We start from the raw sequence: 3,072 nt of genomic DNA on the forward strand, positions 1-3,072 counted from the left end.
TTAATGTTTGATAAGCCCAGTAAGAAGGCTTCGGATTGTTGAGATCCCGATCCCGGAACAGACCATGAGCCTCGGTGCCGGGCCCATCATCGAAAACGGAGAACCAAGCCAGCATCCGGAGATCAACAGAGAGACCCCGCACCAACATCTGAGCCAGCCGTTGCGCCTGGAGTTCTTCACTGCTCCCAGCGGTTGGATCGCTCCAGAAACCCATCTCCGGCACGAGCAAAGGCAGGTCGCCTATCCCATGCCGCTCCATAATCCCCCGGATCTCCAGCGCCTTTTCACGAAGGGTCGGCCAACGATTGGGGGAGATCGGATAATAATGAAAAGCTACCGCATCGATGAAGCGGCGAGCCTGCCCCTCGCCTCCTCCCAACGCATTCAACGCGCGAAGGGTATCCGTCAGAAACGATCGGACAAAGGGTCCTCCATCCTCTTCGAACCAATCATAGGCCAGGCCACCAATGAGCACTTTGGCGCGCGGGTTCGCAGCATGAATGGCTGGGGAGACCTGGGCAAGCATCGCTGCAAAACCGGCACCGTTGTGCCCCCAATAGCCCTTTCCATCGCGGGCCCGGCCGAGATCCCCATTATCAGGCTCCGCATAGAAGGACCAGTAATGAACGCAAGGGGAGCCCGGCGCATCCTCGATCCCATCGCAGTCATAGCGCTCGGCCATGCGTGTGACAAAGTCCACAAGGTCTTGGGTGTCCGTCACAGGCCCACCGGGCAGCGCGGCCGCCCATGAGGGATTGTCCGTAAAGAGAACGAAGACTTCCATCCCGGCCCCCTGGGCATTCCGAACCTTCTCGTCAAAACTCGACCAGTTGAAACTCCCCCGCGCCGGCTCCACTGTGGACCAGGATAGAATCGTGACAACCCATCGCGCCCCCGCCTCTTTCATCCTGGAGAGACCCCAGGCATCATCCACTGCCCCATACATCGTGATCCCAAAGGGAGACGTATATCCTGGATCATGGAACCGTGCGATAATCGGAAGATAGAGTGTATATGGAAAGACGGAAGCAGCCCCTGCAGATTGCCCGGCCCCTCGGAAGGGCGCTTAGTCTCCCCAGATCACCAGAAGGGCTAGAAGCAGCCATCTCGAAATCCAGAGATGGTGCAGCCGAGGGATCTTCACCTCAACCTCCTTTATAAAAATAAGGCAAGAGCGCGAAAGCGAAGGCGGCCGCATCCAGGAGGGCCCACAAAAGAAGGAATCCGAACACCCGCGCACCTTCCCATCCTTCTGGAATCCATCGCGCCCATCCCCCTGCCAGGAAGAAGGCAAGAGGCACAGCGGCCGGAAACATGTATCGCCCCTGCGCGTAATAGCGCCCTTTTGGAACATTCATAACGAAGAACATCCAGCCTGCTACGGTGAAGGCCACAAAAGTCCCCATCACCCCTATCACCCAGCTAGGCACCCGCCACCGGCGGGAGCGCGGAAGCATCCAGCCCTCCAGAGCAATCACTAAGAGGAGATACACAACCCCATACCAGAACCACCCTGCAGAGACGTTCAGCCATCCGAAACGAGCCCACATGCTCTCAACCGTCAACCGAAAGATCCGATCCAAAGGCGGCAGCCCTTCGCCCCCTATGTTCCCGGGCTCAAGGGATCGAAGCGCTCCCTGGACCCAGCGCCCGACGGGCGTCCGGAAAGGCAGGAGAGCTGCGCTGAATAGGAGGAACGCAAGGGTAACGCCTGAGGTCAGCTTCCATCCCCACTGCCTCTTGCTCCGGAGGATTCGGTATCCCCATGCCGCCGCATAAACAACACTCAAGGGGATCAGCGGGGCGGCCGTGTTCTTGGTCCACAAGAAGTAATGTATAAACTCCAGCAACCAACAAAGCCAATATTATGATACCTACAAGCAGCTTCCAGGCCCGAATGACAGTTCGGAGCCAAGCCAACAAGTCGATCTCTAAAGAGTCAGCGGTAAGCATTTCGGGCGCATTTGACATCGTGACAACCTCGAATTGATTTTTGTACATACCGATGACGCAGGCTTCTGGGCACAACACTGAATCAGCGAGGGCTCCCTTATCGCCACAGCCCGCGCAGCAAATATTTTATCAGCCCGGGCTGGGCCCAGAGCAGACGCCATACCCCCGCCGCCAGGGCGTCCCGGGGAACCTCCCCCAGGGTCCGGGTGGCCCGCTGACCCAGCCCCCACAGCGTCAAATGCGCCCGAAATGCTTACCGCTGACTTTTTAGAAATCGACTTGTTGGCTTGGCTCCGAACTGTCATTCGGGCCTGGAAGCTGCTTGTAGGTATCATAATATTGGCTTTGTTGGTTGCTGGAGTTTATACATTACTTCAACCGCGATTGTATAAAGCCACCGCGGTTTTGACGATAACTCAGACCTCTCTTCAGACGTCTCCGGACCCCCAGCTTGTGGCGCGCATGGCCCTGGAGGTGGCCCTTAGCGACCGCATGGTTTCAGAGGTCTATGACCTGGTTCGGCCGCAAAATTTTCAGGACCGGGATGCGCTTCGCCGAGCCATGGAGGCTGCGGTGGGGCGGGATCCGCGTCTGGTGCGGCTGACGGTGTGGAGCCCGGACGCATCGGAGGCGGCCGCCGTGGCGAATATGTGGGCCCGACTGGTGGTGGTGCGGGTGAACGACGTTTATCTCGGCCGCAGTCCCACCCCGGCTCTGGCTTTGGCGCAGGAGAACCCGGGCCCGGGCGAGGTGGCGGATCCGGTTCTTCTGCAGGTCCAACGGGATGTCGCCCAGGCGGATCTGAAGGCCCTGCAGGGAGCGATTTATGGCCTGGAGGGAGTGGAGCGGGACATCCGGGCCTTTCGGGAGCGGGTGGCCCGGGCCGATGGGGGCGTGGTCTCCCTGGAGGACCAGCTGACGGCCCTCTTTCTGCAGTTGCGGGCTTTTGGGGTGAGCGCCCCCGACCGGATCGAGTTTGGGAGCGAACAGCTCGGGGGCCTGACGAAGGACCGGCAGGCCCTGCTGGCCCGGCTGGACGATCTAATCCAGGCGGTGGCCACCCGGCGAGGGGAAATGGAGGCGCGGATTGCTGCCCGCCGGGCCGAGGTCGAGGAGTTG

At 59.9% G+C, this 3,072-nt stretch carries 3 protein-coding genes and 3 pseudogenes; 2 read left to right on the top strand and 4 right to left on the bottom strand.

The genetic code is table 11. From position 1 onward, the window contains the following. The 4 genes and pseudogenes from VAE54_RS11100 to VAE54_RS11110 form a co-directional block, all read right to left on the bottom strand. A pseudogene (locus tag VAE54_RS11100) lies at positions 1 to 784 on the bottom strand (hypothetical protein); the annotation flags it as partial. Positions 785 to 829: 45 nt separating this feature from the next. Next, positions 830 to 946 (bottom strand): annotated as a pseudogene (locus VAE54_RS14650) (hypothetical protein); the annotation flags it as partial. 199 nt (positions 947 to 1,145) lie between these two features. Beyond that, positions 1,146 to 1,583 carry a hypothetical protein gene (locus tag VAE54_RS11105; protein WP_322802032.1) on the bottom strand — a complete coding sequence of 146 codons (438 nt, stop codon included), beginning with the start codon at positions 1,581 to 1,583 and terminating at the stop codon, positions 1,146 to 1,148. 467 nt (positions 1,584 to 2,050) lie between these two features. Beyond that, complete coding sequence (locus VAE54_RS11110) at positions 2,051 to 2,191, bottom strand: hypothetical protein (protein ID WP_322802033.1); 141 nt, start codon at positions 2,189 to 2,191, stop codon at positions 2,051 to 2,053. Between the two features lie 11 nt (positions 2,192 to 2,202). Here VAE54_RS11110 and VAE54_RS14655 point away from each other — a divergent pair. Both VAE54_RS14655 and VAE54_RS11115 read left to right on the top strand, forming a co-directional pair. Then, positions 2,203 to 2,373: pseudogene (locus VAE54_RS14655) on the top strand (Wzz/FepE/Etk N-terminal domain-containing protein); the annotation flags it as partial. 42 nt (positions 2,374 to 2,415) lie between these two features. Further along, positions 2,416 to 3,072: hypothetical protein (locus VAE54_RS11115; RefSeq protein ID WP_322802034.1), on the top strand; the 657-nt coding region annotated here is incomplete at its 3' end.

It is taken from the genome of Thermoflexus sp. (assembly GCF_034432235.1).
In the GTDB taxonomy this organism is placed as follows: Bacteria; Chloroflexota; Anaerolineae; order Thermoflexales; family Thermoflexaceae; genus Thermoflexus.